We start from the raw sequence: 23,188 nt of genomic DNA, 5'->3' as shown, positions 1-23,188 counted from the left end.
ATGGTGAGCCAGGACGCGGTCAGGTGTGCCGGTCAGGCCGGCCGGGCAGCTCGACGTCGCCGGTGAGGTAGCGCTGCACGGTGGGGCCGATCGCCGCGACGATCGACTCCGGGGACGCCGATGCGAGCGGCTCCAGCCGCAGGACGTAGCGGGCCATCACCATCCCCATGAGCTGCGAGAGCACGAGCGAGGCCCGGGCGGCCCGCACGTCGGGGTCGTAGCCGAGGCTGCCCACCACCTTGCGCAGGACCTTCGAGACCAGGAACTCGCGCAGCAGCTTCGCCGTCCACTCGTTGCTCACCGCGGAGCGGATGAGCGCCAGCCCGGCCGGCCGGGCGGGGCCGTCCCAGACGTGCAGCGCCATGCGCACCACCGCGGCGCCGAGGACGGCGCGGTCGGCGGCGAGCACCTCGGGCAGCAGGTCGTCGGGGTCGGCGGGGGCGTCGACGGCGGCGAGGAACAGCTTGTCCTTGCTGCCGAAGTAGTGGTGCACCAGCGCGGGGTCGACGCCGGCGTCGGCCGCGATGCCGCGGATCGTCGCGCCGTCGAACCCGCGTTCGGCGAACGCCGCCCGGGCGGCGGCGAGGACCGCCTCCCGGGTGTCGGGGTTGCCGGGCCGGCGGCCCGGCCGTCGGTTCGGCAGCGCGCTCAGCTCGTCCTCCTCCGCAGGGTCGCCGCGGCGAGGGCGAGGGCCAGCAGGGCGGCACCGGCGACGACCGCGACGTCGATCCACATCGTGCCGGTCGCGTCGGGGGAGCTGCCGACCTCCTGCAGGGCCTCGACGGCGTAGGTCAGCGGCAGCACGTTGCTGATGGCCTGCAGCCAGCCGTCCATCTGGTCCACCGGCACCAGCAGGCCGCAGAGGAAGAACTGCGGCAGCACGACCACCGGCATGAACTGCACGGCCTGGAACTCGGTGCGGGCGAAGGCGCTGGCCAGCAGGCCCAGGGCGACGCCGAGGACGGCGTCGACGACCGCGATCAGGACCACCAGCCAGACCGACCCGACGACGTCGAGGTCGTAGACCGTGGTCGCGATCGTCACCGTGACGGCGGCCTGCACGGCCGCCGCGAGCCCGAACGCCAGTCCGTAGCCGAGCAGCATGTCCAGCCGCGCGAGGGGAGTGGTGAGCAGCCGCTCGAGCGTGCCCGACGTGCGCTCGCGCAGCATCGCGATGCTGGTGACCAGGAACATCACCATGAACGGGAAGATCCCGAGCATGGTCAGGCCCACCCGGTCGAACAGGCTCGGCTGCCCCGGCGGCACGGGCAGGTCCTTCCACAGCAGGTAGAGCAGGCCGAGCAGGACGCTGGGCAGCACCAGCATCATCGCGATGGTGCGGTGGTCGTGCCGCAGCTGGCGGAGTACCCGGGCGGCGGTGACGGTGGTGAGCCGAGGGCTCAGGTGGATCGTCCGCGTCTCGGGGCGGACCGCTGCGGTGGTCATGCCGCCACCTCCTGGCGGTCCATGACCAGGTTGAGGAAGGCCTCTTCCAGGTCGTCGGACCGGCCGTCCCTGCGCAGCTCGGCCGGGGTGGAGTCGGCGATCAGGTCGCCGTCGCGGAGCAGGAGCAGCCGGTGGCAGCGGCTGGCCTCGTCCATCACGTGGCTGGAGACGATCAGCGTCGTCCCCGCCGCGGCCAGCGCGTGGAACCGGTCCCACAGCTCCACGCGCAGCACCGGGTCGAGGCCCACCGTCGGCTCGTCGAGCACCAGCACCTCCGGGGCGCCGACCAGGGCGCAGGCCAGCGAGATCCGACTCTGCTGCCCACCCGACAGGTTGCGGACCAGCTGCCCGGCGGCGTCGGCGAGCCCGACGTCGGCGAGGGCGGCGTCGGCCTCCCGGGCGCTCATGCCGTGCAGGGCGGCGAAGTAGCGGGCGTTCTCCCGCACGGTCAGGTCCTCGTACACGCTCGGGGCCTGGGTGACGTAGCCGACGCGATGGCGCAGGACCGGCGCACCGGCCGGCTCGTCCAGGACGGTGACCTCGCCCGACCGCACCACCTGCACGCCGACGACGGCGCGCATGAGGGTGGTCTTCCCGCCGCCGCTCGGCCCGAGGAGGCCGGTCACCTGCCCCGGGGGGACGGCGAAGGACAGGCCGTGCAGGACCCGGCGTGGCCCCCGGTGGACGACCAGGTCGGTGACGGTGACGGCGGCGCCCATGGCTGCCTCCAGAACTCAACGAATGATGAACTCAACGCTAGATGAGTTGCATTCCCGGCGTCAATAAAGCCCTTGGTCCCGGTGCCGCAGCGGCGTCGTGACTCAGCTGCGGGCAGCCTGGCTCAGCGTCGACGGTGACCAGGTGCCCGGTGATCAGCCAGGCTGATCATCATCGGGACAATGGCTGCGTGCCGGCGCCTGAACTGATCACCGATCCCGCGGACCCGCGGGTCGCCGACTTCCGCGACCTCAAGGCCGGCGACCGGCCCGCCGGGCGGGAACGCGGCACCGGCCCGGTGATCGTCGAGGGCGTGCCCGCCGTCGAGCGGCTGCTCGCGTCGCCGTACCGGGTGCGGGCGGTGTTCGGGGTTCCCGGCCGGGTGGCCGCCCTCGGTCTGCCGGCCGACGTCCCGGCGTACGAGGCCGACAAGTGGGTGCTCTCGGAGGTGATCGGCTTCCGGCTGACCCGCGGGGTGGTCGCGTCCGCGGACCGACGTCCCCCCGCGGACCTCGACGCGCTGCTCGCCGGCCCCGATCCGGCCGCGCCGCGTCGGCTCGCGGTGCTCGAGGCGCTCAACGACGCGGAGAACCTCGGCTCGATCGCCCGCTCGGCGCTCGCGCTCGGGATCGACGGTCTGCTGCTCGACCCGCGGTGCGCCGACCCGCTCTACCGGCGCTCGGTGCGGGTCTCGATGGGGCACGTCCTGGCGCTGCCGTTCGCCGTCCTGCCGGACTGGCCGGGGGACCTCGCCCGGCTGCACGACGCCGGCTACCTGACCGTGGCGCTGACCCCGGCCGCGGACGCCGTCGACCTGGACGACGTCGACGCGACGGCGCACCCACGGACGGCGGTCCTGCTGGGTGCGGAGGGTCCGGGGCTCACCGCCGAGGCGCAGGCGGCGGCGATGGTGCGGGCGCGGATCCGGATGCGCCCCGGGGTGGACTCCCTCGGCGTGGCCGCGGCGGCCGCGATCGCTTTCGCTTCACTGCGCTGAGCGTGTACGGGACACGAAGGTTCCGCTAGCTTCCCGCCATGCTGGTCTGGGGACTTCTCCCGCTCGGGATCGCAGCGGTGCTCGGCGTGCTCCGGCTGCGAGACCGCGCGAGGCGGCGGAGGGCGAAAGTCGACCCCGACTTCGTTGACCGCGATCCCGCGGAGCAGCGCGTCGACCAGAAGGCCTACCGCAGGGCCCGCGAGGTCAGGTGGTTCAACGACCCGGGTTGGTGACCCGGGTCAGCCGCGCAGGGAGAAGCGGGCGAGCAGCGCCCTGGCGTCCTCGGCCTGCGGCGGGTTGCACATGACGTCGTACCGGCCGGCGACGATCTTGCTGGTGCTGATGAAGTCGCGCTTGCCCCGGGTCGCGGCGTAGCCCATTCCCCCGAAGGCAGCGCCGAAGGCCAGCCCGATGGCCAGGCCGAGGAGCACGGCGCCGGCCCAGGCGCCGCCGGTGTCGGAGAAGATGCCGAGCAGCAGGCCCACGAACAGACCCCACCAGGCGCCGCCGGCCGCACCCGCGGCGATCGCGCGGCCCATCGTCATCCGGCCGGTGACCTTCTCGATCATGCGCAGGTCGCTGCCGATGATCGTGACGTTCTCGACGGCGAACTTCTCGTCCGAGAGGTAGTCGACGGCGGCCTGCGCCTGCTCGTAGCTGTCGTAGGAACCCACCTGGACGCCGCCCAGCGGCATCGACACCGACGCTGACATGCCCGGTTCAACTCCCGGGCCCACCAGGCTGTTCCCCCTGGGAGCGGGACCGGCGTCGGCGTACCGTCGGAGCTGTCCGGCAGATCGGCGCGCACAGCCCGGCGCCGACTCCTCCGGCCCTACGTAGTGCTCGGAGCGCGCGATGTCCCTCCACGACCCCTCCATCGATCCTCGAACCGCTCAGGGCCCCACCGCGGGCGGCCCGCCGCCGGTCGCCCCGCAGCAGCGCGGCCAGGTCGCGCCCCCGCCACCGCCTCCCGCCCGGCCGTCGGTGCCACGGACCCGCACCGGGGTGATCTGGGTGACCGTGTGCGTCGGCGCCCTGCTCGCGGTCGCGTTGATCGTCTTCATGGTGCAGAACACGCAGACCGTCGAGGTCACCTTCCTCGGGATGACCGGGAGCACGTCGCTGGCCCTCATGCTGCTGATCGCGGCGGTCGGCGGCGTCCTGGTGACGCTGATCCTGGGCAGCGCGCGGATCATCCAGCTGCGGCACCAGGCCCACAAGCGCCGCTGAGGCCCTGCAGGGGCCTTCCTCAGACGAGGCTGTCGGCCCAGGCGCGGTGCAGGCCGGCGAACCGGCCGGTGCCACCGACGAGGTCGGCGGGGGAGCCGTCCTCGACGATCTCGCCGTCCTCCATGACCAGCACCCGGTCGGCGATCTCCACGGTGGACAGCCGGTGGGCGATGATCAGCGCCGTCCGGTCGGCGAGCAGGGTGCGCAGCGCGTGCTGCACCAGGCGCTCGCTGGGCACGTCGAGCGAGCTGGTCGCCTCGTCGAGGATCAGCACCGCGGGGTCGGCCAGGAACGCCCGCGCGAAGCTGACCAGCTGCCGCTGGCCGGCCGACAGCCGGCCGCCGCGCTTGTGCACGTCGGTGTCGTAGCCCTCGGGCAGGGCCGCGATGAACTCGTGTGCCCCGATCGCGCGGGCGGCCGCCTCGATCTCGGACGGCGTCGCGCCGGGCCGGCCGAAGGCGATGTTCTCGGCGATCGTGCCGGTGAACAGGAAGCTCTCCTGCGTCACCATCACCAGCGCGCGCCGCAGGTCGCTGTCGCGCAGCGACGCCAGCGGCACGCCGTCGAGGCGCACCTCGCCCTCGAGCGGGTCGTAGAACCGCGCGGCCAGCCGGGCCAGGGTCGACTTGCCCGCCCCGGTGGCACCGACCAGCGCGACCGTCTGGCCCGCGGGGATCTCGAGATCCAGGCCGGGCAGGACCGTCCGGTCGGTGTAGCCGAACCGGACGCCGTCGAAGCGGAGCTCGCCCCGGGGCGCGGGCAGCGGCACCGGGTCGGCGGGTTCGGCGACCGTGGGCCGCTCCTCCAGCACCCCGGACAGCTTCTCCAGCGCCGCCGTCGCCGACTGGTAGGAGTTGTAGAACATCGCGACGTCCTGCAGCGGGTCGAAGAACCGCCGCAGGTAGAGCAGGAACGACACCAGCGTGCCGACGGCGAGGGCGCCGTCGAGCACCCGCAGCGAGCCGTAGCCCAGCACGGCGACGGTGACCAGGTTGCCGATCAGCGTCACCGCCGGCACGAACACCGCGATCAGCCAGAACGCCCGGTCGTGGGCCAGCCGGTTGTCCTCGTTGAGCGCGGCGTGCAGCTCGTCGTTGCGCGGCTCGCGACGGAACGCCTGGACGGCACGGATGCCGCCGAAGGTCTCGGTGAACTGCACGATCAGCGCGGCGATCGTCTCCCGCGTGCGCCGGTAGGCGACCGTCGAGTTCCGCTGGAACCAGCGGGCGACCCAGAACAGCACGGGGAAGCCGAGCAGCGCGACCAGGCCCAGCGGCGGGTCGAGCACGACCAGGACGACGCCGATGGTGACGACGCTGAAGAGCGCGGTCAGCAGCCCGTCGAGCCCCTCGTCCAGCAGCTCGGCCAGCGACTCGACGTCACTGGTCAGCCGGCTGATCGTCTTGCCCGATGTGTAGCGCTCGTGGAAGGACAGCGGCAGCCGCTGGACGTGGGTGAACACCCGCCGGCGCAGGGTCAGCAGCACCTCCTGGCCCACCCGGCCCGACCAGGTGAGGAAGCGGAACCGCAGCGCCGCGTCCAGCACGGCGCAGGTCACCATCGCGGTGCTGATCCAGACCAGTGGGCCGGGATCGCCGTCCAGCAGCGCGGGAACGGCGACGTCGATGCCCACCCCGATGAGGAACGGCCCGGCCAGCCAGGCCAGGTTCTGCACCACGATCGTGACCAGCAACCCCCACAGCGCGCGGCGGTGCGGCTGGAGCAGCTCGCCGAGCAGCCGCCGGGAACGCTCGCGCAGGAAGATGCCGGCGCCGGTGGACAGGTCGTCGGTGTTCTCGGTCGCGACGCCGCGCCAGTGCTCCTGCGGGTCCTCGGGCGAGCCGGTGGCCGGGGAGGAGGCGGTGGTCACGAGAACGCCCCGGACAGCTCGCTGTCCTGCGCCAGCAGGTCGCGGTAGGCGGGCACCTCGGCCAGCAGCTCGGAATGCGTGCCGACGGCGGTGATCCGGCCCTCCTGCAGGAGCGCGACCCGGTCAGCCAGGAGCACGGTCGAGGGGCGGTGCGCGACGACGAGCGCGGTGGTGCCGGCGAGCACGCTGCGCAGCGCGGCCTCGACCAGCGACTCGGTGTGCACGTCGAGGGCCGACAACGGGTCGTCGAGCACCAGCACCGACGGGCGGCCGAGCACGGCCCGCGCCAGCGCCAGCCGCTGCCGCTGCCCGCCCGACAGCGACAGGCCCTGCTCGCCGATGCGCGTGGCCAGCCCCCAGGGCAGGTCGTGCACGAACTCCGCCTGCGCGACCCGCAGGGCCTCGTCGACGTCGTCGTCCCCGGCGTCGGGGCGGCCGAGCGTGAGGTTCTCCCGCACGCTCATCGAGAACAGCGTGGCGTCCTCGAACGCCACGGCGACGACGCTGCGCAGCTGGGCCAGCGGCAGGTCGCGGACGTCGACGCCGTCGACGGTGACCCGCCCGGCGGTGACGTCGTACAGCCGCCCGACCAGCGCGGTCAGCGTCGTCTTGCCCGAGCCGGTGGCCCCGACCAGCGCGACGGTCTCACCGGGCGCCAGGTCGAGGTCGACGCCGTCGAGCACCGGCCGGTCGGCGCCCGGGTAGGTGAAGCCGACGTCCTCGAAGCGCAGCCGGGCGGGGGAGCCGACGTCGGCCGGCTCGAGGCCTGGCCGGTCGGCCACGGTCAGCGGCGCGTCGAGGAGCTCGCCGATGCGGTCGCAGGCGCTGGCCGCCTCCTGCGCCTGGGCGAGCAGGAAGCCGATCGAGAGGATCGGCCACAGCAGGACGGTGAACAGCGCGACGAAACCGACCAGGCCGCCGACGGTGAGCGCGCCCGTGCCGACGGCGAGGGAGCCGCCGACGAGGATCAGCGCGCGGGTCACCTGCGGGTGGAACTCGAAGACGCACCACAGCAGGGCGAGGGTGCGCACCTTCTGCAGCTGCAGGCTGCGCAGCCGCACGGCCTTGCGGTCGTAGCGGTCGAACACCAGGCCGCTGCGGCCCAGCGACTTGACCACCCGGATGCCCTGCACGGACTCCTCGACGTCCGTCGCCAGCTCGCCCTGCTCGTCCTGCACGAGCCGCGACTCGGCGTTGTACCGCTTCTCCCAGCGCAGACCGACGACGGTCAGCGGGACGGTGGTGAGCAGGACGGCCAGGCCGAGCGGCCAGTAGGTGAGCAGCAGGAGCGCGAGGACGACGGCGCAGGTGACCAGGTTGACCAGCAGGAAGACGCCGCCGAAGCCGACGAAGCGCCGGATCGTGGACATGTCGCTCGTGGCGCGGGAGAGCAGCTGACCCGACGACCAGCGGTCGTGGAAGGAGACCGGCAGCCGCTGCAGCCGCTGGTAGAGCGCGTCGCGCAGGTCGCGCTCCAGCCGCAGGCTGCTGTGGTTCATCGCCCAGCGGCGCACGAAGAACAGCGCCGCCTCGGCGACGCCGAAGACCAGAGCCAGCCCGACGTAGGGGATCAGCCCGGCGCGGTCGCCGTCGGCCAGCGGCCCGTCGACGACCCGCTGGATGATCAGCGGCACCGCGAGCTGCGCCAGCGACGCCAGCATTGCGGACGCGACGGTGAGCACGAGCCAGCCGCGGTACGGGCGGGCATACGGCCGCAGCCGGAGCAGCGCGGACAGCCGGCCCCGCTCGGCGGGCGGCGGATGCGGCGGGTCGGTGTCCATGGCGGGTCGAGGCTAGGCGCAGGTAGTGACCGAGGCGAACGAGTTTCGCTCGCGGCGCAGCAGTTCCGGAAGCTTTCGGTACAGAAAGCTCCGGTGCGGCGCTGAGCTTTCGGTACAGAAAGCGGGGACGTGTGCTCAGCGGTGGCGGCGGACCCCGAAGACGATGTCCTCCCAGGCCGGGATGCGGGCCCGGGGGTCCTCGTCCTCGCCCTCCGCGAGCGGCTCGCCCTCGCGGGCGAGGACCACGGTGTCGTGCTCGGCCACCTCGTCGAGCAGCGCGTCCAGGGCGGGGTCGCGGTCGGGGCTGCCGTCGGTGGGGTGCACGTCGCGGACGTGCTCCTCCTCGACCACCCCGATGACGTGGCTCAGGTCGTCGGTGAGGTGCGCGTCGAGCTCGTCCTGCTCGGGTGCGGCGGGGTGGTCGTCGCTGCGCAGCATCGAGACCGGGCGGCTCGCCCGGTGCACCGGTATGGCGCCGACACCAGAGGGGACGTCGGGGACGACCCGGACCAGCCGGGTGCCCTCCGCGAAGTCCATCGTCGCGGCGTCGAGCGGGGTGACGGTGCGCGCCGGGACGTCGAACGCCCAGCGGGTGACGCCGGACTTGTCGCCGCCCCGCCAGGTGCCGCTGACCACCCACGTGCCGTCGTCGTCGCGGTAGGCGTCCCAGCCCACGGCAGCCGGGTCGGCGTCGATCAGCCGGAGCCGCTCGGTCATGAACCGGTGCAGGACGACGCTCGGCGTGCCCTCCGACAGGCGGACGCGGGCCTCCCGGGCCTGCTCGGCCACCCGCTCGCGCTCCTGCAGCACCGGATGGGCGAACCGCATGATCCGCTCGACGCGGGTGCCCGAGGACGCCGCGACCTGCTCGGGGGTCTCGCCGCTGCGGATGCGGGACTGGATGACCCGCGGCGGGAGCTCCGTGCCGAGGTCGACGTCGATCTGGGTCAGCCGGCGGGCGTCGCCGCGGGCGGCCGCGCGGACCCGGTCGTCGATCGGCAGCTCGAAACGCTCACCGGTCTCGGCGTCGTCGCCCTCGGCGGCGAGGATCAGGCTCTTCCCGTCGTCGGAGAGCGCCACGAGGCGCAGCGTGCGCATGGGCGGACCTCCAGCGGGCGAGCACGGACCGGTCCCGGCATGAGACCTGGAGGCCGAGGCTATCGGCGCGCCGCGACGGCGACCGGCAGGCGCGCGGCGCGGCGTGCCGCGGGCGCGGGCAGATGGTGCCGGGAGGACTCCCGCCCGCCGATGACATCTGCCGGAAACGCGGGGTGCGCACAGTGGGTCCCGACGCGCGTCCCGCATGGGATCGTGCCGCCGTCCGCGGCCGGACCGCCGACCACCTGAGGAGGTGCGATGACCACCCCCCTGACCCGGCGCCCGTCCGGTCCGCAGCTCGCGCCTCGTGCCGCGAGCGGGCTGCCCGAGGACGTCCGCCGCGTGATCGCGGGCATCGCGAGCGCGCCCGGAGCCTGGTGCCCGGCGCTGTCGCCGGACGGCGACCGGGTCGCCTACGTCACCGACCGGTCGGGGACGCCGCGCCTGGAGGTGGCCGCCGTCGACGGCGCCACCCCGCCGTGGACGGTCTCCGGTCCCGACCAGGAGGTGGTCAGCGTCGCCTGGTCGCCCGACGGCGGCCGGCTGGCCTACCTGGTCAGCCCCGGCGGATCGATCTGCGCCGAGCTGCACGTCGTGCGGCCGGACGGCGCCGGGCGCCGCCTGCTGGCGGGCGAGGACCCACGCGCCACCGTCTTCGCCGGAGGATGGACCGGCCCGGGCCACTACGTGTGCTCGATCGCCCCCGGAGACGGTCCCGACGCCGACGTCGTGCTCGTGGACGTCGTCACCGCGGAGCAGCGCACCCTCGCGCGTGGCGGCTTCCTCTCGGTCACGTCGGTGTCGGCCGACGAGCGCTTCGTGCTGGCCCGCCGCGGCCCGCGCGGCTACCGGCACATCGTCGTCGCCGAGGTCGCCACGGGGGTGCAGCGCCGGGTGCTGGCCCTCGACGCCCCCGGCGGCCTCGCCTCGGAGGACGGCCGGTTCGGGCCCGACGGGTCGGTCTACGTCCGCGCCTCCCTGCCCGGCCCGCCGTTCACCGACCGAGCCGGCCTGGTCGCCGTCCCGCTGTCCGACGACGGGGTGCCGGGGGAGGGGCGGGTGGTCCTGGCCCGCCCCGACGCCGACCTCGACGGGTACGCGCTGCTCGCCGACGGCACCGTCCTCGCCGTCTGGACCACCGACGGCGTCACCGAGCTGTGGCTGCACGCCCTGGACGACGGCGCGGTGCTGCGGCGGATCGGGCTGCCGGAGCCGGTCATGCCCGGCTGGTCGCTGGCCGCCGACGGCGCGACGCTGATCGCCGAGCTGACCGGGCCGCGGGCGCCGCGGGCGCTGTGGCGGGTGCCGCTCACCGGCGGCGACCGGGCCGTCCCGCTGCCCTCCGGTCCCCAGCACCCCGACCCGGCGCTGCTCGTGACCCCGGTGCGGCACGAGTACCTCGCCGCCGACGGGCTGCGGCTGGCCGGGTGGCTCTACGTCCCCCGGGGCGTCCGCGGCCCCAACCGGACGGTCGTGAGCTTCCACGGCGGACCCGAGGGGCAGGAGCGGCCCGATTTCTCACCCGTCGCCCAGAGCCTGGTCGCCGCCGGGTTCACCGTGTTCGCGCCGAACGTGCGCGGCTCCGGCGGGTGCGGGCGTGCGTTCACGACGGCCGACGACGGTCCCGCCCGCGAGGCGTCCTTCCTCGACGTCCCGACGACGGTGGACCGGCTCGTCGCGGCCGGCATCGCCGAGCCCGGCCGGATCGGCGCGCACGGCTGGTCCTACGGCGGCTATCTCGCCCTGGTCGCGCTCACCCGGTGGCCGGACCTGTTCGCGGCCGGGGCGACGCTGGCGGGCATGAGCGACCTGCGGACCTTCTTCGCCGGCACCGAGCCGTGGATGGCGGCGGCGTCGGTGACCGAGTACGGGGACCCGGTGGCCGACCGGGAGATGCTCGGCGCGATCTCGCCCATGACGATGGTGGAGCGGCTGCGCTCGCCGGTGCTGCTGGCGCACGGGGACCGCGACACGAACGTGCCGGTCGCGGAGTCGGTGCAGCTGCACCAGGCCCTGCAGGCGCTCGGGGCGACCAGCGACCTGCTGCTGCTGCCGGGCGAGGGGCACACCGTCGTGGGACGCGACCACCTCGTCGAACTCAGCGGCCGGGTGGCCGCCTGGTTCGATCGGTGGCTGTGAGTCCCGACCTGCTGGCCGACTACCCCGCAGCCGTCGCCGACGAGGCGGTCGAGCCCGGTGGTCGGCTGCGCCCGGCCTACGCGCCGCTCGGGCCGGTGCTGCACCGGCTCGGGACGGCGGGGCTGGCCGAGGCGGCGGCCGCGCTGGAGGCGGAGCGCAGCCGCCGCGGCGTGAGCCTGAGCGCGTGGTCGGACGGACGCCAGCACCCGCAGCCATTCCGCCAGGACCCGTGGCCGCGCGTGGTGCCGCTCGCCGAGTGGACCCTGCTCGCCGCCGGCGTCGAGCAGCGGCACCGTGCACTCACCGCCTTCCTGGCCGACGCCTACCGGGCGGCCGGCCGCCGGCGCGGTGACCCCGACCGGGATCCCGACGTCGTCCGCGCCGGTGTCCTGCCGCCCTGGGCCGTCGCCCACAGCCCGGGCCGCACGCCGGAGGCCGTGGGACTGGCCTGGCCGGGGCAGGCGCGGGCGGGCATCGCCGCGGCCGACGTCGTCCGCACCTCCGACGGCCGCTGGGTCGTCGTGCGCGATGAGCTGCGGGCACCCGCCGGGCTGGGCTTCGCGCTGGCCGGCCGGGACGTGGCGCGGGCCGCCGTCCCGGGGTTGTGCCCGGCGGAGGACTCCGGCGTCGTCGACCCGCGGGCCGCGCTGCCGGTGCTGCAGGCCGGCCTCGCCGCGGGCGCGCCGCCGGAGTGCGCCGGGCCGCCGACGGTCGCCGTCCTCACCGCCGGGCAGACCGACGGCGCCTACGCCGAGCACGCGATCCTCGCCGAGGCCCTGGGCGTTCCGCTGGTCCGTGCCGGCGACGTGTGGCCGCGGGCCGACGGCGGGGTCGAGCTCGCGGTCCGCGGCGAGCGGGTGCCCGTCGACGTGCTGTACCGCCGGTTCGACGACGCCGCGCTCGGCGCCTACCGGACGCCCATCGGGCAGGCCCTGGACTCGGTGCTCGCCGAGGCCGTGCGCGCCGGCCGGCTGGGGCTGGTCAACGTGCCGGGGAACGGCGTGGCCGACGACGTCACGACGTTCGCGTTCGTGCCGGCCATGATCCGCTTCTACCTGGGTGAGGACCCGCTGCTGGACTCCGTCCGCACCTGGCTGCTGGCCGACCCCGACCAGTGGGCGCAGGTGCGCGACCGGCTGGACGAGCTCGTGGTCGAGCCGGCCGAGGGCTACGGCGGCAGCGGCACCGTGGCCGGCCCCACCGCGTCGGCCACCGAACTGGCCCAGCTCTACGCCGAGGTGGCCGCGGCCCCGCACCGCTTCGTCGCGCGGGAGGCGGTGGACTCCACGACGGTGCCGACGCTGGTCGACGGCGTGCTGCGGCCCCGGCACGTGGACCTGCGGGTGTTCTCGGTGGCGACGCCGGAGCCGCGGGTGCTCCCGGCGCCGTTGACCCGCGTCGCGGCGCAGGCGGGATCGACGGAGACGGCGGCCGCGCAGGGCGGTGGCACGAAGGACACCTGGCTGCTGGGGGAGCTCAGGCCGCCGGGCTCTCCAGCAGGGCGGTGATGACCACCGTCGTGCCCTCGGGGCTGGGCGTCGCGGTGATCTCGCCGACCGCCGTCATGAGGGTGGACCCGCGGCCGCGGTCCATGCTCGGCACCCGCTCCCGCCACTGCCCGTAGTCCCGCACCGAGATCCGCACCCGGCCGTCGGCGACGGTCGCCGCCACGTCGACGAACGGCTCCGTCGGGTCCTGGGCGTGCTCGACGGCGTTGGTCGCCGCCTCGCAGGCGGCCAGGAGCAGGTCGTAGGCCTGCTCCTCGTCGACACCGGCCAGCTCCAGGTGCAGCCGCAGCGCCCGGCGGAGGACCGGGATCGACGCGGTGTCCGAGGGCAGGCGCCAGGCGGCGTGGCCGCTGCCCCCGACGGCGGGGCGCGGCTCCAGCCGCTGGGCCGGCAGCCGCGGTGCGGGCAGCCGGGTCGCGACCGGCTCGGGGACGACCGGCTCGGCGACGACGGCCGCCGCGGGACGCTCGGCGGCGACGTCCGGCACCGCGGCCGCGGTCCGCCCGGCGGCCCGCTCCAGCGCGACGCGGACCCGGGCGACGAGTTCCTGGGCGCGGAACGGCTTGGCGAGGTAGTCGTCGGCGCCCGCCCCCAGCCCCTCCACCGCGGCCTCCTGGCCGGCGCGCGCCGTCAGCATGATCACCGGGATCCCCCGGGTGACCGGGTCCAGGCGCAGCCGGCGGAGCAGCTCGAACCCGTCGACCCGCGGCATCATCACGTCGGTCAGCACGACGTCGGGCCCGTGCTCGGCGATCGCCGCCAGCGCCTCATGGCCGTTCGCCGTCGTCCGGACGGTCCAGTGCGGGGACAGCAGGCGGGTCAGGTAGGCGCGCATGTCGGCGTTGTCGTCGACCACCAGCACGGTGGCGCCCGGCGGTGCGGTCGCCGGGGCCGCGACCGCGCCGGGTCGGCTCGTGTCGGCCTCCCAGCTCTCGGCCTCGCCGCGGGCCACGTCGGACGGGACGGCGGGGGAGGCGGTGGCGTCGGCGGCGCCGAACGGCATCCGGACGGTGAACGTGCTCCCCGTGCCGGGCTCGCTCTCGACCAGCACCTCGCCGCCGTGCAGCCTGGTCAGCTCGTGCACGAGCGCGAGGCCGATGCCGGTGCCCTCGCGGGTGCGCGCGGTCGCCCCCGGCACGCGGTGGAAACGGTGGAAGAGCCGGGGGATCTCCTCGGGGACGATGCCCACGCCGGTGTCGGCCACGGTGAGCACGAAGCCGTCGTCCTCGCTGCGCACCGCCACCGTGATGCCCCCGACGAACGTGTACTTCACCGCGTTGGCGAGGAGGTTGACGACGACCTTCTCCCACATGCGCGGATCGACGTGCGCCGGGCGGTGCAGCGGCGGGCAGTCGACGGTCAGCGCCAGGCCGGCCCGCTCGGTGGCGGCGCGGAAGATCCCCGCCAGCTCCGCGGTGAAGCCGGCGACGTCGGTCTCCACCCGCACCGCGGTGGCCCGCCCGGACTCGATGCCGGCCACGTCGAGCAGGTCGTTGACCAGTCGCTGGAGGCGCCGGCCGTTGCGCACCGCCAGGGTCAGCTGGTCGCGGACATCCGCGGGCAGCGGGGCCCCGCCGTCGTCGAGGACGTCGTCGATCGGGCCGAGCAGCAAGGTGAGCGGGGTGCGCAGCTCGTGGCTGACGTCGGTGAAGAACGTCGTCTTGGCCCGGTCGAGCTCGGCGAGCGACTCGGCGCGGCGGCGCTCGGTCTCGAACGCGCGGATGTTGGCGACGGCGCCGGCGAACTGGCCGGCCACCAGCTCGAAGAACGAGCGGTAGTCCTCGTCCAGCGCGCGGTTGGGGCTCTGCCCGGCGACCAGGAGCCCGGTCGGTCCGCCGTCCCGCGTGGTGCGCAGAGGGAGGACGACGCTCGCCGTCACCGGGTCGCCCCACGGCCCGCCGGCGACGGCCAGGCCCCCGGCCGCGTCCGCGAGGGCCGCCGGGTCGTCGACGATCTCCGGCAGCCCGCTCGGGTCGCAGCCGGCCGCGGCGGCGAGGACGTAACCCGGCCGGTCGGCGGAGGAGAGGTACACGGCGGCGAACGGCACGTCGAGAGCGGCCTCGCCCACCGCCCGGCACATCGCGGTGACCGTCGCGGACTCGTCACCGAGCCGCCCCCCGACCGCGGACAGGTCGTGCAGCAGGCGCTGCCGGCGAGCCGCCAGGATCTCGCCGGTCACCTCGGTGAGGACCGCGTGCATGCCGGCGACCCGGCCGTCGTCACCGAACGCGGGGGCGTGCGAGACGGTGAAGTAGGTCTCCTCGCGGTACCCGGCGCGCTCGAGGGGGAGCAGCAGACCGGGCAGCCACGAGGCCTCCCGCGTGGTCATGGCGTGCTCGATCGGCGGCCCCAGCGCGTCCCAGCCCTCGGCGAGCGTGATCCGGATGTCCTCGCCGATCGCCGGGTGCTTCGCGCCGATCAAGGGGGCGTAGGCGTCGTTGTAGAACTGGCGGAACTCGGGCCCCCAGGTGAGCACCATGGGGAACCTCGACACCAGCACGGTACGGACGGCGTGGCGCAGGGCGGCCGGCCACGAGGGAACCGGCCCCAGGGGTGTCGCGGTCCAGTCGTAGGCGGCCATCAGCCGCCCCGCCTCGCCTCCGTCGGCGAACAGCTCGCCCGCGCCGGGGTCCGACGAGGAACCGCGAACCACGTCCACCTCCCACCGGGACAGCTCGGAGCACCACGAGACCGTGTGTGCGGCAGGCATCCGGCCGACCTCGATGTCAGCGACCCGCCCCCGCAACGTACCTGCGCTCCCCGGATGGTGCCCGGGCGCAGACTGGTTCAGAGGCGTTCGACCACGTGGTCGATGCAGGCGGTCAGTGCGGTCACGTCGTCGGGGTCCACCGCGGGGAACATCCCGACCCGCAGCTGGTTGCGGCCGAGCTTGCGGTAGGGCTCCACGTCGACGACGCCGTTGGCGCGCAGCGTCGCGGCCAGCGCGGCGGCGTCCACCGAGTCGGCGAAGTCGACCGTCCCGACGACGAGGGACCGCTGCGCGCGGTCGGTCACGAACGGGGTCGCGTACTCCGATGCCTCGGCCCACCGGTACAGGCGGTCCGACGACTCGCGGGTGCGCGCGACCGCCCCGTCCAGCCCGCCGAGCGAGAGCATCCAGTCGATCTGGTCGGCCAGCAGGAACAGCGTGGCCACGGCGGGGGTGTTGTAGGTCTGGTCCTTCGTGGAGTTGTCGACGGCGATCGACAGGTCGAGGAACCCGGGGATCCAGCGACCCGAGGCCTTGATCTCCGCGATCCGCCCGAGCGCGTCGGCCGACATCAGCGCGATCCACAGGCCACCGTCGGAGGCGAAGCTCTTCTGCGGGGCGAAGTAGTAGACGTCGGTCTCGTCGATGTCCACCGGCAGGCCCCCGGCGCCGCTGGTGGCGTCGATGAGCACGAGGGCGTCCGCGTCGGCGCCGTGCGGCCGGGCGACCGGCGCCATGACACCGGTCGAGGTCTCGTTGTGCGCCCAGGCGTAGACGTCGACACCGTCCTGCGCCTTCGGCAGGGCGAGCGACCCCGGCTCGGCCTTCGCGATCACCGGCTCGTCGAGGAAGGGCGCCTCGGCGGCGCCGGAGGCGAACTTGGCGGAGAACTCGCCGTAGACGCCGTGCGCGCTGCGCTGCCGGATCAGCCCGAGGATCGCCGCGTCCCAGAACGCGGTGCTCCCGCCGTTGCCGAGCACCACCTCGTACCCGTCGGGCAGGTCGAACAGCGTCGAGAGGCCCTCCCGGATGCGGCGCACCAGGCCCTTCACCGGCGCCTGGCGGTGCGAGGTGCCCATGAGGGCCGCGCCGTCGGTGGCCAGGGCCCGGAGCGCCTCGGGGCGCACCTTCGACGGCCCGCAGCCGAAGCGGCCGTCGGCGGGCAGGAGTTCGGCCGGGATGGTGATGCTCATCCGAAGTCGCCTCTCGCTTCTCGGGGTCGGTCACGTCGGGGCAGGACGGTGACGGCCCGGGACCGCGCGAGGCGGGCCCGGGCCGTCGGCACGTCAGGTGGGTGCGTGGATCACGCCGGCGCGTGGTGGGGCGTCACCTTGCGCATGGCCTCGTCCCAGCCGTCGACCTCTTCGGGCTTGCGCGGCTCGGGCCCGATGTAGCGGGCCGAGGGGCGCACGAGCCGGCCGGTGTTCTTCTGCTCGAGGATGTGCGCGCACCAGCCGGCGGTGCGGGCGCAGGTGAACATCGAGGTGAACATGTGGCTGGGCACCTCGGCGAAGTCGAGGACGATGGCCGCCCAGAACTCCACGTTGGTCTCGATCGGCCGGTCGGGGCGCCGCTCCCGCAGCTCCTTGAGAGCGGCCTGCTCCAGGGCCAGTGCCGCCTCGAAGCGCGGGGCACCGAGCTCCTCGGCGGAGCGGCGCAGCACGCGGGCGCGCGGGTCCTCGGCGCGGTAGACCCGGTGGCCGAAGCCCATCAGCCGCTCGCCGCGGTCGAGCAGGTCCTTCACGTATTTCTCGGCGTTGCCGCTCTCCTCGACGCCGTCGAGCATGTGCAGCACCCGGGAGGGGGCGCCGCCGTGCAGCGGACCGGACATCGCGCCGATGGCGCCCGACAGCGAGGCCGCCACGTCGGCGCCGGTGGAGGCGATCACCCGGGCAGTGAACGTGGAGGCGTTCATGCCGTGCTCGGCGGCCGAGGTCCAGTAGGCGTCGACGGCGGCGATGTGCCGGGGGTCGGGCTCGCCCCGCCAGCGGGTCATGAACCGCTCGACGATCGTGTTGCACTCGTCGATGCGCTTCTGCGGCACCGCGGGGACGCCGATGCCGCGGGCGGACTGCGCCACGTAGGACAGCGCCATGACGGCGGCCCGGGCGAGCTCCTCGCGGGCCTCCTCGGCGTCGATGTCGAGCAGCGGGCGGTAACCCCAGATCGGGGTGAGCATCGCCAGCGCCGCCTGCACGTCGACCCGCACGTCACCGGTGTGCACCGGGATGGGGAACGGCTCGGCCGGCGGGAGGCCCGGGCCGAACTTGCCGTCGACCAGGAGGGCCCAGACGTTGCCGAACGTGACCTTGCCGACGAGGTCCTCGATGTCGACGCCGCGGTAGCGCAGCGCGCCGCCGTCCTTGTCCGGTTCGGCGATCTCTGTCTCGAAGGCGATGATGCCTTCCAGGCCGGGTACGAAGTCGTCGGCCATCTCGCATGCTCCTCTGCGCGCGGGATCCGCGCGCGACCGATCGGTCGCGCACGATTGCCTGACGACCCTAGGTGAGGGCGACACGCCGGATGCACGCGGGGCGGCTGGGAGCGGCCGGCAGCGGCGGGGGACCGCCGCGCGAGCGCCTGCGGTGACAGCATGACCGGGTGGCCGATCTCTCCCGCATGCGCACCAACTACGACGGCAGCCTGCGCGAGGCCGACCTCGCGCCCACGTGGGTGGAGCAGTTCGACCGATGGTTCGCCGACGCCGTGGCCGCGGAGCTGCCCGAGCCCAACGCCGTGGTCGTGGCCACCGCCGACGCCGACGGGGCGCCCGACGCCCGGATCGTGCTGATGAAGGGCTACGACGAGGCGGGCTTCCTCTTCGGCACGAGCTACGCCTCGACCAAGGGCGCGCAGCTGGCCGTCAACCCGCGGGCGGCACTGGTCTTCCCGTGGCACGCGCTGCAGCGCCAGGTGCGGGTGACCGGGCGGGTGGAGCGGGTGGGCGACGCGGCGTCCGACGCCCTGTGGGACCCCCGTCCGCGGGCGGCCCAGCTGGCCGCGGCCGCCTCGGTGCAGTCGACCGTCGTCGACTCGCGGGACGAGCTGGCCGAGCGGGTGCGGCTGCTCGACGAGCAGACCCCGGCCGGCGGGGTACCGAGGCCGGCCGCGTGGGGCGGGTACCGGGTGGTGCCCGAGCAGGTCGAGTTCTGGCAGGGCGGCCAGGACCGGCTGCACGACCGGCTGCGGTTCGTGCAGGACGCAGCGGAAGGGGGCGGCTGGATCGTGCAGCGGCTGGCCCCGTGACGAAGGACCCCGCTGCCCCCCATTCCTCGCGAGCTCGGCGCGGGCCCCCGCAGCGGGGCCGGGGCTGGGCGATCGACACCACCCCGCTGCGCAACCGGCCCTTCCGGCGGCTGTTCTGGGGCGTCGCCGCGACGATGCTCGGCCAGCAGATGACGCTGGTCGCCGTCCCGTTCCAGGTGTTCGCGCTGACCGGGTCCTCGCTGCTGGTCGGTGTGACCTCGATCGTGGCGCTGGTGCCGCTGATCGTCTTCGGCCTGCTCGGCGGGGCGATCGCCGACACCATGGACCGGCGCCGCCTGATGCTGATCACCTCGTGGGGCGCGGCGCTCAGCAGCGCGCTGCTGGCAGTCCAGGCCCTGCTGCCCGGCGGGGGCAACCTGGTGCTGCTGTGGGTGCTCACGGCCTGCGTCTCCGGCTTCGCCGCGGTCAACCAGCCCACCCGCAGCGCCGCCGTCCCCGCCCTGGTCGGCCGCGAGGGAGTCCCTGCCGCCAATGCGCTGACCATGACGGTGCGGCACGTGTTCGTGATCGGTGGGCCGCTGCTGGCCGGCCTGCTGATCAGCCTGGGCGACCTGTTCGTCACCTACGCGGTCGACGCGGTCGGCTTCGTGGTCGCCGCCGTCCTGCTGCGCGGGCTGCCGGCCCTCCCGCCACGCTCGACGACGGAGCCGGTCCGCCTGATGGCCGCCGTCCGCGGGGTGGGCGAGGGGTTCGTGTTCCTGCGCACCCAGCCGGTGCTGCTCATGACGTTCGTCGTCGACATCATCGCGATGCTGTTCGCCTGGCCGCAGGCCGTCTTCCCCGAGCTCTCGGAGACCCGGTACGCCGACACGCCGAACAGCCTCGGCTGGCTGTTCGTCGGCATCTCGATCGGGGCGCTGCTCATGGGCCTGACGTCGGGCTGGGTGTCCCGGGTCGACCGGCAGGGCGCGGTGGTGCTCGGGGCGATCGTCGTCTGGGCCCTGGCGATCATCGGGTTCGGGCTGGCGCCGTCGCTGTGGCTGGCCGTGCTGTGCCTGGCCGTCGCCGGCGCCGGCGACATGGTCAGCGCGGTGCTGCGCACGTCCATGCTGCTGGAGGCCGCCCCGGAGGAGATGCGCGGCCGGATGCAGGGCGTGTTCCTGGTCGTCGTGGCCGGTGGGCCGCGGCTGGGCGACCTGCGGGCCGGGGCCATGGCCAGCGCGGCGGGGGTGAGCGTCGCCATGGTGTCCGGCGGGATCGTCGTCGTGGTCGCGATGCTGGTGGTGGCGCTGCTGGTGCCCTCGTTCCGCCGGTTCCGCGCGTCGCGGGTGCCGCACGAGGAGATCCTGGCTGGGCGGGCCCGGCCGGACTCGTCCGCCCCCGAGAGTGACGAGGGCCGGCCGGGGCCCGGCGTCCACTAACCACATGTCGTTGCCGGAATACAACCGTTCCGGTAACGATCGGTATGGATCGGTTACCGGGCGAGCGCGGAGGCGACCACGGCGAGGTCGGCGACGAGCGCGTCGTAGGCGCCGGCCCGTGACTCCTCGGGCGTGCGCAGCACCGCGGAGGGGTGCGTCGTCGCCAGCATCCAGGTCTGCGACGGGGCGTCCTCGTCCTCGTCGGCCTCGTCCGGCGCCGCCTCGGCCCCCGGTGGGATCCAGGGCAGCAGGTGCCCGCGGTCCTGGGTGATCCGGAAGGACGGCGAGATCAGCGCCTTGGCCGCCGTCGCACCCAGGCAGACCACGACCTCCGGCTTGAGGACGACGAACTCCGCCTCCAGCCACGGCCGGCAGGCCCGCAGGTGCTCGGGCCCCGGGGTCTGGTGGATCCGCCGCTTGCCCTTCACCGTGAACCGGAAGTGCTTGACCGCGTTGGTGACGTAGGCGTCGCGGCGCTCGATGCCGGCGTCGGCCAGTGCCCGGTCGAGCAACTTGCCCGCCGGGCCCACGAACGGTTCCCCGGTGCGGTCCTCCTGGTCGCCGGGCTGCTCGCCGACCAGCACCACGCGCGCGGTCTCCGGCCCCTCCCCGAACACCGTCTGCGTGGCGGGCTCACCCAGCTCGCAGGCCCGGCACCCCGCCGCCGCGCTTCGGAGCCCCTCGAGGCCGACTCCCTCCGGGGGCTGCGCGATCCCGTTCTCGCTCATGCGCCGATGACACCGCAGCGGAGCGCGGCGCGCGAGGTGAGGGCCGATACGGTCGGGGGCAGCAATCGTGGCGGCAGGAGGAACGGGTGCTCGAGTTCGACGGCCTGCGGAAGAGCTTCGGGTCGAACCAGGTCCTGTCCGGCGTGACCTTCGCGGTCGCACCGGGCTCGATGTTCGGCTTCTGCGGCGCCAACGGGTCGGGCAAGACGACGACGATGCGCATCGCCATGGGCCTGGTCCGCGCCGAGGCCGGTGAGGTGCGCTGGCACGGCCGGCCGCTGGACGGCGAGGTGCGCCGCCGGATCGGCTACATGCCGGAGGAGCGCGGGCTGTACCCGAAGATGAAGGTCGCCGAGCAGGTCGCCTACTTCGCCCGGCTGCACGGGCTCGACAGCGGGGCCGCCGCGCGCGCCGCCACCGAGTGGGTCGACCGGCTGGGGCTGGGGGAGCGGCGCGGCGACCCGGTGGAGAAGCTGTCGCTGGGCAACCAGCAGCGGGTCCAGCTGGCCGCCGCGCTGGTCAGCCGGCCGGAGATGCTGATCCTCGACGAGCCGTTCTCCGGCCTCGACCCGGTGGGTGTCGACGCGCTCGCCGAGGCGCTGCTGGAGCAGTGCCGGGCCGGGGTGCCGGTCCTGTTCTCCAGCCACCAGCTGGACCTCGTGGAGCGGCTGTGCGACTCCGTCGGCATCCTCGCCCGGGGGGAGATGGTCGCGGTCGGCACCGTCGAGCAGCTCCGCCGGCAGGAGGGCGGGCGGCTGCTGCGGGTCGTCGTGCCCGACGCGCCCCCGCACTGGGCGGCGGAGCTGCCCGGTCTGCGCGTCGTCTCCGAGCAGGCCGGTGACACCCTCCTCGACCTCGACGGCGGCGCCGACGACCAGGCCGTGCTCGCCGCGGCGCTGGCCACGGGCCGGGTCACGCACTTCGCCTGGCGCGAGCCGACGCTCGTCGAGCTGTTCCGCGAGGCCGTCGCCGTCCCGACCGCACCGGGGGTGGCCGCGTGAGCGAGCCCCGCGGTCTGGGCAGCGCGGCGCTGGTCCGGCTGGTCGCCGCCCGGGAGATCTCGGCCCGCGTGCGGGACAAGAACTTCATCATCAGCTCGATCGTGATCCTCGTGCTCCTGCTGGGCACCCTCGGCCTGCAGGTGGCGCTGGGCTCCGGCGAGGAGCAGACGCGCGTCGGCGTCGTCGGCGACGTGTCGGCACTCGGGCCGGCCATGGAGGCGCAGGGCCAGGCGCTCGACGTCGACGTCGCCGTGGTCGAGCTCGACGACGAGGCCGCCGCACGCACCGCGATCGCCGACGGCGACGTCGACGGCGTGCTCGTCGACCAGGCCTCCGCCGCCCCCCGGTTGCTCGTGGAGCAGTCGGCGGGCGGCCCGCTGCAGGCCGTCGTCCAGGGGGCGGTGGCGCAGCTGGCCCTGGCCGACCAGCTGGCGCAGGCCGGCGTGACCTCGCTCGAGATACCCGAGGTGGCGGTCACCGCCCTCGACCCGGAGGCCGACGCGAACGGCCAGCGGGTGGTCGTCGCGATCATCGGCGTCGGCGTGCTCTACGGCCTGCTGATCCTGTTCGGGCAGTTCGTCGCCCAGGGCGTGGTGGAGGAGAAGGCCAGCCGGGTCGTGGAGCTGCTGCTCGCGACGATGAAGCCGTGGCAGCTGCTGGCCGGGAAGATCCTCGGCCTCGGGGTGCTGGGGCTGGCCCAGATCGTGACGATCGCGGCGATCGGCGTCGGCGGCGCGCTCGCCTTCGACCTGGTCGACATCCCCGGCGAGCTGATCGGCACCGCGCTGTCGGTGGTGCTGTGGTTCGTCCTGGGCTACGCCTTCTACGCGGCGATCTTCGCGGTGGCGGCGTCGCTGGTCAGCCGGCAGGAGGATCTCGGCACCGTGGTCATGCCGACGACGCTGGTCCTGGTCGTGGCCTTCATCGTCGGCATCCAGGCCTCGGCCGAACCCGACGGGGCGCTGGCCGTCATCACCTCGTACGTGCCCGGGCTGTCCCCGCTGGTCATGCCGGTGCGCCAGGCAGCCGGCGAGGTGGCGCTGTGGGAGATGGGGCTGGCCGTCGTCCTCATGCTGGTCGCGGTCGGGGTCATCGTGCGGCTGGGCGGCCGCGTCTACGCCGGCGCCCTGCTGCGCACCAGCGGCAAGACCAAGATCCGCGAGGCGCTGAGGGCCGACCGCCTCTGAGTGTCCGGCGCGGCGGCACGACCGCAGCCGCCGCCGGGTTCCGCCGTGAGGTCACGAGTGCCGCGGTAGAGCGCGGTCGCCGCGGCCGTACCGCGGCACCGCCGGCCTGGCGCGAGGCGTTCGGCGGCTGAGCGGGCGCCCGTTGGGG

19 protein-coding genes and 3 pseudogenes are annotated in these 23,188 nt (G+C 74.6%); 9 read left to right on the top strand and 13 right to left on the bottom strand.

The genetic code is table 11. The features are described 5' to 3' along the window. Window positions 1-19: 19 nt before the first annotated feature. Genes ABD644_RS17920 through ABD644_RS17910 form a run of 3 tightly spaced genes read right to left on the bottom strand, consistent with a single transcriptional unit; the run spans window position 20 to window position 2,165 of the window. Window positions 20-733 carry a TetR/AcrR family transcriptional regulator gene (locus ABD644_RS17920; protein WP_344690372.1) on the bottom strand — a complete coding sequence of 238 codons (714 nt, stop codon included), beginning with the start codon at window positions 731-733 and terminating at the stop codon, window positions 20-22. Next, window positions 649-1,446, bottom strand: a complete 798-nt coding sequence (locus ABD644_RS17915; RefSeq protein ID WP_344690371.1) for an ABC transporter permease — start codon at window positions 1,444-1,446, stop codon at window positions 649-651. Before ABD644_RS17915 ends, ABD644_RS17920 begins: the two co-directional genes overlap by 85 nt. Continuing rightward, window positions 1,443-2,165, bottom strand: a complete 723-nt coding sequence (locus ABD644_RS17910; RefSeq protein ID WP_344690370.1) for an ABC transporter ATP-binding protein — start codon at window positions 2,163-2,165, stop codon at window positions 1,443-1,445. The genes ABD644_RS17915 and ABD644_RS17910 overlap by 4 nt, the downstream gene beginning before the upstream one ends. A 188-nt stretch (window positions 2,166-2,353) precedes the next feature. Here ABD644_RS17910 and ABD644_RS17905 point away from each other — a divergent pair, with 188 nt between their 5' ends. Both ABD644_RS17905 and ABD644_RS17900 read left to right on the top strand, forming a co-directional pair. Beyond that, on the top strand, window positions 2,354-3,160 hold the full coding sequence (locus ABD644_RS17905) for a TrmH family RNA methyltransferase (RefSeq protein WP_344690369.1): 807 nt from the start codon (window positions 2,354-2,356) through the stop codon (window positions 3,158-3,160). A gap of 38 nt (window positions 3,161-3,198) precedes the next feature. Continuing rightward, on the top strand, window positions 3,199-3,393 hold the full coding sequence (locus ABD644_RS17900) for a hypothetical protein (RefSeq protein ID WP_344690368.1): 195 nt from the start codon (window positions 3,199-3,201) through the stop codon (window positions 3,391-3,393). Window positions 3,394-3,399: 6 nt separating this feature from the next. Here the strand turns inward: ABD644_RS17900 and ABD644_RS17895 are convergent, their stop codons facing one another. After that, window positions 3,400-3,873: a YflT domain-containing protein gene (locus ABD644_RS17895; RefSeq protein WP_344690367.1), complete on the bottom strand. Its 474-nt coding sequence runs from the start codon at window positions 3,871-3,873 to the stop codon at window positions 3,400-3,402. 142 nt (window positions 3,874-4,015) lie between these two features. Here ABD644_RS17895 and ABD644_RS17890 point away from each other — a divergent pair, with 142 nt between their 5' ends. Then, window positions 4,016-4,390 (top strand): LapA family protein, encoded by a 375-nt coding sequence (locus ABD644_RS17890; protein WP_344690366.1) that lies wholly within the window; start codon window positions 4,016-4,018, stop codon window positions 4,388-4,390. A gap of 19 nt (window positions 4,391-4,409) precedes the next feature. Here the strand turns inward: ABD644_RS17890 and ABD644_RS17885 are convergent, their stop codons facing one another. The 3 genes from ABD644_RS17885 to sepH all read right to left on the bottom strand — a co-directional run bounded on the left by ABD644_RS17885 (window position 4,410) and on the right by sepH (window position 9,139). After that, on the bottom strand, window positions 4,410-6,260 hold the full coding sequence (locus ABD644_RS17885) for an ABC transporter ATP-binding protein (RefSeq protein WP_344690365.1): 1,851 nt from the start codon (window positions 6,258-6,260) through the stop codon (window positions 4,410-4,412). Continuing rightward, window positions 6,257-8,041 carry an ABC transporter ATP-binding protein gene (locus ABD644_RS17880; RefSeq protein WP_344690364.1) on the bottom strand — a complete coding sequence of 595 codons (1,785 nt, stop codon included), beginning with the start codon at window positions 8,039-8,041 and terminating at the stop codon, window positions 6,257-6,259. The genes ABD644_RS17885 and ABD644_RS17880 overlap by 4 nt, the downstream gene beginning before the upstream one ends. A gap of 135 nt (window positions 8,042-8,176) precedes the next feature. Beyond that, complete coding sequence (gene sepH / locus ABD644_RS17875; protein WP_344690363.1) at window positions 8,177-9,139, bottom strand: septation protein SepH; 963 nt, start codon at window positions 9,137-9,139, stop codon at window positions 8,177-8,179. A gap of 258 nt (window positions 9,140-9,397) precedes the next feature. Here sepH and ABD644_RS17870 point away from each other — a divergent pair, with 258 nt between their 5' ends. After that, on the top strand, window positions 9,398-11,278 hold the full coding sequence (locus ABD644_RS17870; RefSeq protein ID WP_344690362.1) for a S9 family peptidase: 1,881 nt from the start codon (window positions 9,398-9,400) through the stop codon (window positions 11,276-11,278). Further along, a complete protein-coding gene (locus tag ABD644_RS17865) occupies window positions 11,275-12,786 on the top strand; it encodes a circularly permuted type 2 ATP-grasp protein (protein WP_344690360.1) in 1,512 nt (503 codons plus the stop codon). The genes ABD644_RS17870 and ABD644_RS17865 overlap by 4 nt, the downstream gene beginning before the upstream one ends. Here ABD644_RS17865 and ABD644_RS22745 read toward each other — a convergent pair. The 5 genes and pseudogenes from ABD644_RS22745 to ABD644_RS17850 form a co-directional block, all read right to left on the bottom strand. Continuing rightward, a pseudogene (locus tag ABD644_RS22745) lies at window positions 12,755-13,105 on the bottom strand (ATP-binding protein); the annotation flags it as partial. The gene ABD644_RS17865 and the pseudogene ABD644_RS22745 sit on opposite strands and share 32 nt — an antisense overlap. 192 nt (window positions 13,106-13,297) lie before the next feature. Then, a pseudogene (locus ABD644_RS22740) lies at window positions 13,298-13,636 on the bottom strand (response regulator transcription factor); the annotation flags it as partial. A 156-nt stretch (window positions 13,637-13,792) separates the two neighbouring features. Then, window positions 13,793-14,866, bottom strand: a pseudogene (locus ABD644_RS22735) (GAF domain-containing sensor histidine kinase); the annotation flags it as partial. A 707-nt stretch (window positions 14,867-15,573) separates the two neighbouring features. Next, the gene (gene serC, locus ABD644_RS17855; RefSeq protein ID WP_344690358.1) at window positions 15,574-16,689 is read right to left on the bottom strand and encodes a phosphoserine transaminase; all 1,116 of its coding nucleotides are present in this window, start codon (window positions 16,687-16,689) and stop codon (window positions 15,574-15,576) included. Window positions 16,690-16,799: 110 nt separating this feature from the next. Beyond that, a complete protein-coding gene (locus tag ABD644_RS17850; protein ID WP_344690357.1) occupies window positions 16,800-17,930 on the bottom strand; it encodes a citrate synthase 2 in 1,131 nt (376 codons plus the stop codon). A gap of 167 nt (window positions 17,931-18,097) precedes the next feature. On the opposite strand from ABD644_RS17850, the gene pdxH reads away from it, so the two are divergent. Together pdxH and ABD644_RS17840 are read left to right on the top strand one after the other, a co-directional pair. After that, the gene (pdxH, locus tag ABD644_RS17845) at window positions 18,098-18,742 is read left to right on the top strand and encodes a pyridoxamine 5'-phosphate oxidase (RefSeq protein ID WP_344690356.1); all 645 of its coding nucleotides are present in this window, start codon (window positions 18,098-18,100) and stop codon (window positions 18,740-18,742) included. Continuing rightward, the gene (locus ABD644_RS17840; RefSeq protein WP_344690354.1) at window positions 18,739-20,124 is read left to right on the top strand and encodes an MFS transporter; all 1,386 of its coding nucleotides are present in this window, start codon (window positions 18,739-18,741) and stop codon (window positions 20,122-20,124) included. Before pdxH ends, ABD644_RS17840 begins: the two co-directional genes overlap by 4 nt. 53 nt (window positions 20,125-20,177) lie before the next feature. Here ABD644_RS17840 and ABD644_RS17835 read toward each other — a convergent pair whose 3' ends face one another. After that, window positions 20,178-21,014: a UdgX family uracil-DNA binding protein gene (locus ABD644_RS17835; protein ID WP_344690353.1), complete on the bottom strand. Its 837-nt coding sequence runs from the start codon at window positions 21,012-21,014 to the stop codon at window positions 20,178-20,180. Between ABD644_RS17835 and ABD644_RS17830 the strand changes: the two genes are divergently transcribed. Further along, a complete protein-coding gene (locus ABD644_RS17830; RefSeq protein WP_344690352.1) occupies window positions 20,939-21,853 on the top strand; it encodes an ABC transporter ATP-binding protein in 915 nt (304 codons plus the stop codon). The genes ABD644_RS17835 and ABD644_RS17830 overlap by 76 nt on opposite strands. Then, window positions 21,850-23,040: an ABC transporter permease gene (locus ABD644_RS17825; RefSeq protein ID WP_344690351.1), complete on the top strand. Its 1,191-nt coding sequence runs from the start codon at window positions 21,850-21,852 to the stop codon at window positions 23,038-23,040. The genes ABD644_RS17830 and ABD644_RS17825 overlap by 4 nt, the downstream gene beginning before the upstream one ends. The last annotated feature ends 148 nt before the right edge of the window (window positions 23,041-23,188 follow it).

It is taken from the genome of Blastococcus jejuensis (genome assembly GCF_039534705.1).
In the GTDB taxonomy this organism is placed as follows: Bacteria; Actinomycetota; Actinomycetes; order Mycobacteriales; family Geodermatophilaceae; genus Blastococcus_B; species Blastococcus_B jejuensis.
The sequence above is the reverse complement of the archived record's forward strand: the minus strand, read 5'-3'. Positions and strand labels throughout refer to the sequence as shown.

Coding starts and splice junctions, on each gene's coding strand:
- ABD644_RS17900 (WP_344690368.1), top strand. CDS start 3,199: ATGCTGGTCTGGGGACTTCTCCCGCTCGGGATCGCAGCGGTGCTCGGC.
- ABD644_RS17850 (WP_344690357.1), bottom strand. CDS start 17,930: ATGGCCGACGACTTCGTACCCGGCCTGGAAGGCATCATCGCCTTCGAG.
- ABD644_RS17895 (WP_344690367.1), bottom strand. CDS start 3,873: ATGTCAGCGTCGGTGTCGATGCCGCTGGGCGGCGTCCAGGTGGGTTCC.
- serC (WP_344690358.1), bottom strand. CDS start 16,689: ATGAGCATCACCATCCCGGCCGAACTCCTGCCCGCCGACGGCCGCTTC.
- ABD644_RS17880 (WP_344690364.1), bottom strand. CDS start 8,041: ATGGACACCGACCCGCCGCATCCGCCGCCCGCCGAGCGGGGCCGGCTG.
- sepH (WP_344690363.1), bottom strand. CDS start 9,139: ATGCGCACGCTGCGCCTCGTGGCGCTCTCCGACGACGGGAAGAGCCTG.
- ABD644_RS17870 (WP_344690362.1), top strand. CDS start 9,398: ATGACCACCCCCCTGACCCGGCGCCCGTCCGGTCCGCAGCTCGCGCCT.
- ABD644_RS17890 (WP_344690366.1), top strand. CDS start 4,016: ATGTCCCTCCACGACCCCTCCATCGATCCTCGAACCGCTCAGGGCCCC.
- ABD644_RS17910 (WP_344690370.1), bottom strand. CDS start 2,165: ATGGGCGCCGCCGTCACCGTCACCGACCTGGTCGTCCACCGGGGGCCA.
- ABD644_RS17915 (WP_344690371.1), bottom strand. CDS start 1,446: ATGACCACCGCAGCGGTCCGCCCCGAGACGCGGACGATCCACCTGAGC.